Origin of the sequence: Paraburkholderia sp. GAS41 (genome assembly GCF_050436545.1) — a bacterium.
GTDB lineage: Bacteria > Pseudomonadota > Gammaproteobacteria > Burkholderiales > Burkholderiaceae > Paraburkholderia.
The window spans coordinates 246,436-252,902 of the sequence record NZ_JBNDMK010000008.1; the positions used below are offsets into that span (position 1 = coordinate 246,436).

Annotated in this window: 4 protein-coding genes; 1 reads left to right on the forward strand and 3 read right to left on the reverse strand. The window is 64.6% G+C overall.

The window, feature by feature from the left end:
• Window positions 1-13: 13 nt before the first annotated feature.
• Window positions 14-1,963: a putative bifunctional diguanylate cyclase/phosphodiesterase gene (locus P3T43_RS14395; RefSeq protein ID WP_429281706.1), complete on the reverse strand. Its 1,950-nt coding sequence runs from the start codon at window positions 1,961-1,963 to the stop codon at window positions 14-16.
• 178 nt (window positions 1,964-2,141) lie between these two features.
• Entirely contained in the window at window positions 2,142-3,971 is a 1,830-nt protein-coding gene (locus tag P3T43_RS14400; RefSeq protein ID WP_429281707.1) for an ABC transporter ATP-binding protein, read from the reverse strand.
• 236 nt (window positions 3,972-4,207) lie between these two features.
• Here P3T43_RS14400 and P3T43_RS14405 point away from each other — a divergent pair, with 236 nt between their 5' ends.
• Window positions 4,208-5,164, forward strand: a complete 957-nt coding sequence (locus P3T43_RS14405; protein WP_429281708.1) for a J domain-containing protein — start codon at window positions 4,208-4,210, stop codon at window positions 5,162-5,164.
• Window positions 5,165-5,189: 25 nt separating this feature from the next.
• Here P3T43_RS14405 and P3T43_RS14410 read toward each other — a convergent pair whose 3' ends face one another.
• Window positions 5,190-6,278 (reverse strand): lipocalin-like domain-containing protein, encoded by a 1,089-nt coding sequence (locus tag P3T43_RS14410; RefSeq protein WP_429281709.1) that lies wholly within the window; start codon window positions 6,276-6,278, stop codon window positions 5,190-5,192.
• Window positions 6,279-6,467 lie beyond the last annotated feature (189 nt).

Below are 6,467 nucleotides of genomic sequence, written 5' to 3' on the forward strand. Positions count from 1 at the left end.
CAACCGGCCAGATTCAAGCGGCATTGACGTTGAGCTGGAAGGCGGACATCGCATCGGCGGGCATCGGTCTGCCGAACAGGTAGCCTTGCATGACGCGTCCGCCGAGTGCGGTCAGCATGTCACGCTGCGATTCGGTCTCGACACCTTCCACCACGCACTCGAGGCCCAGGTTCCGGCACAGATCCATCACCGATTTGATGATTTTCGCGGACGCGGCGTCGGTATCCACTTCGGCCACGAAACTGCGATCGATCTTGATGGTGTCGAACGGCAGCCGGTGGACGTAGCTCAGGCTCGAAAAGCCGGTGCCGAAGTCGTCGAGCGACACGTGGCAGCCTACCTGCTTGATCAGCAACAGCGAGGCGCGCGCCTGGCGGAAGTCGCGTGTGACGGCGGTTTCGGTGATTTCGAAGTGCACGCGCTCGGCATCGGTTGGGCCTTCCTGCACGATATCCAGCAGCCGGCGAGCGCGCGGCACCGAGGAAATATCGAGCGCCGAGAGGTTGAACGACAGATACAGATGGGCCGGCCAGTGGGCAGCTTCAGCCAGCGCCTTGCGCAACAGCACCTCGGTCACCACGCGGATCAGATCGGTCCGCTCGGCGATGCGGATAAACTCATCCGGCCTGACCTGGCCGAGCTTCGGACTGCGCCAGCGGCCGAGCGCCTCGAAGCCGACCGCAGCGTGCGTGGCGACATCGAAGATAGGCTGAAACTCCAGATACAGCTCGGCATCGAGATTGGCCGCCTTGAGTTCCTGTGCGACCTGACTGGCGCGCCGGACGCGGTTTTCGTGCTCGGCCGAAAACACCACCGCGGTACCGCGCCGGCTCTCCTTGCCGACGTAGAGCGCCGCATCGGCGCGCTCAAAGGCCTCTGCCACGCTGACCCGTGCCGGCGGCAAGCCTGCCCAGCCGATCGTGCCGGACAACTCGGCGGTATTGCCGCCGATGCTGTACGGCCGGCTCAGGCGCTCGCACAGTGTCTGGCCGAGGCGGTCGAGTTCTTCTTCGGTCAGCCGCCGCTGAATGATGATGCCGAATTCATCGCCGCCGAGCCGTGCAAAGAAGATCGCCGGATCGGCGAATTCCAGCAGCCGCGCCCCGACTTCCTTGAGCACGAGGTCGCCGCTCGAGTGACCGTAGATGTCGTTGACCTGCTTGAAACCGTCGAGGTCGATCAGACCCATGTGAAAGGTGGCGCTCGCGACGCTGCCTTGCTCGGCCAGCGCGTTCAGCGACGAAAAGAAACTGCGCCGGTTCGGCAGGCTGGTGAGGCTGTCGATATTGGCAAGGCGGAAGTTATCGTCGCTCAGTTTCTGGGTGACGGCCTGGCTGGCCAGCAGTTCGCGCTTCGAAGCCACGAGTCCCGCGAAGTTGCGGTAGTAGAGATGGACGATAAAGGCGAGGGCGACGCCCACGAAAAACATGTCGACGCCCATCGCGACGAACACCGGCCGGCCCGCAACCAGCAGGACGACCGTAAATGAGCCGATCACGATGACCAGCAGCAACAGCGCAGCGGCGCGCAGATGCATCAGGCAGAACGCGCAGCCCACTACCGTGGTCGCCATGAAGAACGCCACCTGGGCCTGTTCGTAAGCCGGTCCGTACTGGAACAGCAGCGCCGCCCACGTGGTGAACGCCACCCCTATCACGCCGGCAAGCCACAAGGTCTTGCGCAGTTCCGGCACGGCTTTCTCGTGGCTCAGCGTCCGGTGCCGGAAAAACCACCAGCGCACGCAACGGACCAGGCACACCACGCACAGGCCGGCCGGCATGTAGATGGCGAGCCATGCGGGCGCGCAGTCGATATGCGTGACGGCTACGGCCACCGTGTTGACCATCAGCATCAGGTAGAGGAGCGGGATTTGCCGGCCGAATTCCTCCATCTGCGATCGCACCAGGGCGGGGTCGCTGCCATCGACAGTGAACGCGCCCTTGATTCGCGCTACCGAAATCATCAGTGCCCCTGACTGGATTGGGATTGGATTGAGCTGTAACACCGTATATCGGCATTTCTCTGATGAAACTTCAGCAATTGTTTACTTGGCACTGCGTAAAGCTGGATCGATCGGCAAAAGGGCATGCGCGCAAACGTTGTCGGGGTATTTCGGACACCTTCACACGGTGCTGAACGGCTCAGGCCAGTTCGGACGGCGTCGTGCGTTTGCGTTGGCGCATCAGCGTATCGCGGTAAATCCCGGGCTGCTTTGCCAGTTCTGCAGGCGAGCCGTCCTGCGTGACGCGGCCCCGGTTGATCACGAGGATGCGGTCGAAGCTCTGCAGGGTGGAGACGCGATGCGCGATCGCAACCACCGTGCGGTTTTGCATGAGCCGTTCGAGCGCGGACTGGATGGCTGATTCGGAGGCCGAATCGAGTGACGAGGTGGCTTCATCGAGCAGGAGAATCGGCGAGTCTCTGAGGAGGGCGCGAGCAATGGCAATTCTCTGCCGTTGCCCGCCCGACAGCCGGGCGCCGCGATCGCCGGCGATGGTGTTGAGGCCGTCCGGCATGGCGGCGAGGAAGTCGAGGCAGTTGGCGTCCTCACAGGCACGCCGGACGTCGGCTTCATTGGCTTTAGGCACGCCGTACCGGATGTTTTCCAGCAGCGAGCGGTGAAACAGGGCGGCATCCTGCGGGACCACCGAAATCGCGGCCTGCAGACTGTCGAGGCTCACCTGGGCAATGTCCTGACCCGAGATCGTGACACGGCCCGCCGCCGGTTCGTAAAAGTGCTGGATCAAGGCGAGGATGGTCGATTTGCCGGCGCCCGACGGGCCGATCAGGCCCACCCGCTCGCCGGCCCGGATCGTCAGGTTCAGGCCGGTCAACACGGGGCGTCGTCCGGGGTACGAGAAGGTCACGTCCCTGAACTCGATCGTGGCATCGCTCACCTGCAGCGGCGGCGCATCGTGCTGCTCCGGCATGGCGTGCGGTGTCAGCAGGATCGACGAAGCCTCGCCGAGACGCGCCACGTGCTGCGTGAGGTCCACGAAAGCCACCGCCAGATCGCGGGTGCCGTGCAGGATGGCAAAGCCAAGCGAGCTGATCAGCACCACGTCGCCGGTGGTCGCGCGGTCCACGCTCCAGAGCCACAGGGTCCAGCCGAGCATCGCGGCAGACAGCAGCGCGGTGGCAAGTGCATGCAACAGGCGCAATTTTTCCAGGTAAAGCAGGCTGCGGGTACGCGCCTGGGTTTCGGTCGAAAGGCGTTCGTCGAAACGGCTCCCCTCGGCGCGGACTGCGTTGAACGCCCGCACGAGACCCATATTGCCGATGACATCCACCAGTTCGCCGTCAACCGACGCCGCCCGCGCAGCGAAGGCCTGATGCCGCCCGGTGCCTTTCTTCGCCAGCACGAACACGCCGAAGGCGAGCGTGGCGGAGATCGCGACCAGCGCCATACTCATGGGGATACTGACAGTCGCGACCATCGTTATGGCGCCGATCACCGTGAGGCACGGCGGCAGCGCGGACCATGAGACCGTGTTTTCGAGCACATAGACGGCGTTCGCCGTCGCCGAAATGCGGCTCGACAGGACGCCGGGCGGTTTGTCGGCGAAGAACGCCGGCGGATGCGCGGTCAGATAGGCAAACATCTCACGCCGGATATCGCCGGTCACGGTCACGAAGACCCGCGCGGCGATCCAGCCGCCCACGCGCCAGAACAGGTTGTCGGCGAGAATCAGCCCGACCAGGATGACGAACGCGCGCATCACGACGGCGGGATGGGCGCGGCCCGACGGCAGGGCGTCGATGAGATTCTTGATGCCGTATTGCGAGGCCAGCGCGCAACCGATGGCGGCCACCACGCTCAGCAGTACGATCAGATGCGAGACTTTGCGCCGGGCGATGTAGCGCCACAGCAAGCTCAGCGGCTTGCCGGCATAGCGTGACATCTCGCGCGAACGGGCGCGCCGCCGCGCATGGCGGATATGACGCCTTCGAGTGGGTTCCGGAATATCCATCGCTTCGCGCTCCGTCGCGGTTGCGGGCCTGACGGAGCACCGCGCACGGTCGGGCGTACGGGGGCCGGCAAGCGGTAGCGGGTGAATGCTGCACCACGAGAGGCGTCAGCAACCCGCATGCCCAACGCGGAAACGCTTGGGGTTGCGCGCGCCTGCTACACGCTGTGCCCGTCTAAAGTAATGTTGTTTTTGAGCCGATATGCGGTCGATAACGGGAAGGTGTTTCTGGAAAGCCTATGCATACACACTACGACAATCTCAAGGTCACACGCGGCGCGCCGGCGGAGGTGATTCGCGCCGCTTACAAGGCGCTCAGCCAGCGCTACCACCCCGACAAGAATCGCAGCCCGGATGCGCAGCGGATCATGCGCATCATCAACGAGGCCTATGCGGTGTTAGGCGATCCGGATCGTAGAACCGCCTACGACCGCGAGCTTGCGGAGCGTGAGCGGCAAACGCCGAAGGTGCAGGGACCGGCAGCCGAAACGCCGTCGCCACGCGCCGCCACGCCCGATGGCGGCGCCCGCGCGCAACCGTCGCCTTCGTCTTCGCCGTCGCCGTTCTCGCCGGGTGCCCAGCGGGCTTACGCTGGCGCCGGCGTCCCCAAGGCCCAGATGAAAAAACGCGGGCTATCGCGGAAGGCCATCGCCGCGTTAGTCCTGGTCGTTCTGTTGGGGGCCGCGTGGTTATGGCGCACGAACCAGCTCCCATACGGAGGGCCATTGGCGGCCGAGACGACGCAGCATTCCGCTTTCCTGATCACCTGGACCAATCCTGTCGCCCATTCCAGCATCAGGATCGACGGAATCTGGAAGCTCTCCGTAAGCGGAGCCGACCACGGGCAACCGGTCTATACCTTCACGGAAGCAAACGGCAGCGCGGCGATCGTGTTTGCCCATGAAGACCTGCCCGGCGTCGGCTTCAGCAAGTACATTCCCGCCTATCTGCGCAACAACGCTGCCACGATGCCGCTCGGCGCACCGGGTATCCGCGACACGGTCGATGGTCACGAAAGCTGGTCGACCGACGGTCATCTCGCCGCGGCTCCGTCGATGAAGACTCACGCGGAGTTGCGTCACGTCGGCGATTCGTTCTGGCGTCTCGTGGTCGTGCAGGCGCCACCCTACGAGCACTCGGACGATGCCGTCCGCACCCTGAAAGCCCGGTTATGGGCCACGCTCGCGGGTCTTTAATGCCGCGGATGTCCACGCGCGGCGCTTACCGTGCGGCTTTCATCGTGTTCTGAAGCGTAAGCGGCGCCTGATAGCCCGTGAGTTCCAGATAGCCACGACCGACGTCCTGACCGGCGCGTCTCACCGTCACCGCCCCCTCCCAATACGCCGATCCGGTCGAGCCTCGGGTGTCCATTTCCTGATCGTCGAGCAGCGGCTCCAGTTGCCAACTGAGCGAAGCCGTTTTGACGGTTTCGGCCACCGGATAAACCGTGTTCGTGCGCGGCGAGCGCCATGTCCGCTGCGGGATGAAGTCGACCTGGTCGGGATCGAAGGTGGTGAGCTTGCCGCTCGCATCGCGCCATGCCGCGTGGGCCCATACGGCTGTGCCGCTGCGGCCGCGGACCTTGAACGCCATCAGCGCGGAGCCGTCCGCGAGATTGGCGCCGAGCCAGTCCCATCCCGTGGCAGCGGGACTCAGGAGCGTGCTCGACCATTCGTGATCGAGCCACGCCACGCCGCTTACTGTGCTGGGCGCGTTTGCGATGGCCGCACGGTCTGCGGAGCGCGACGGCCGCGTGACGTTGCCGCTCACGCGCAGTTGCGGCTCACTGTAGTAGTAGCTTGCCTCGCCGGCGAGTGGACCCTTCTGCGAGTAGCCTTGCTGACCTTGCACCAGCGCCGCTTGCGTCGGCGTGAGCGTGAGGTTCAGCGCAAACTCGCCTGCCTGGGCGCTCACGGTGTAATGACCGTCCGCGGCGCGCGTCATGTGCCACGTATCGAGCTTGACGTCGGTGTTGTCGGGCCTGGCATAGGCGAGGTCGAAACCTTGCCGCGACACCTTCTGGGCATGCACCAGTTTGCCGAACGCGGGGTCGCTGAGCGCGGCATGCGCGATGATCAGTTGAGTCGGCGCGAAGGTGCTCGGGTCCGCCGTGTCGTGGTCCGTGGCCGAGCGGAAGAAGGTGATCTGAAAACCCAGCGGCTTGTGGTCGGGCGTGTCGAGCCAGCCCGTGGCATACCACCATTCGGTCCGGAAAGCGGGGTGTGCGCCTGTATCCGCAGGAAAAACCAGCGGGTGTCCCGGTGTGACGGTGGTGAACTGTGGAGGCGCCGCCAAGGCGGGAATGCCCATGCCGGCGAGGGCATAAAGACCGATGCGAACCCAGGCGCAAACCCGGACGCAAACTCGGGCGCGAACACCAACGCAAACCCTGACGCAAACAGCAACGGGAACCCTGACGGGAACCCTGACGGGAACCCTGACGGGAACCCTGACGGGAACCCTGACGGGAACCCTGACGGGAACCCTGACGGGAACCCT

Coding starts and splice junctions, on each gene's coding strand:
- P3T43_RS14395 (WP_429281706.1), bottom strand. CDS start 1,963: ATGATTTCGGTAGCGCGAATCAAGGGCGCGTTCACTGTCGATGGCAGC.
- P3T43_RS14400 (WP_429281707.1), bottom strand. CDS start 3,971: ATGGATATTCCGGAACCCACTCGAAGGCGTCATATCCGCCATGCGCGG.
- P3T43_RS14410 (WP_429281709.1), bottom strand. CDS start 6,278: ATGGGCATTCCCGCCTTGGCGGCGCCTCCACAGTTCACCACCGTCACA.
- P3T43_RS14405 (WP_429281708.1), top strand. CDS start 4,208: ATGCATACACACTACGACAATCTCAAGGTCACACGCGGCGCGCCGGCG.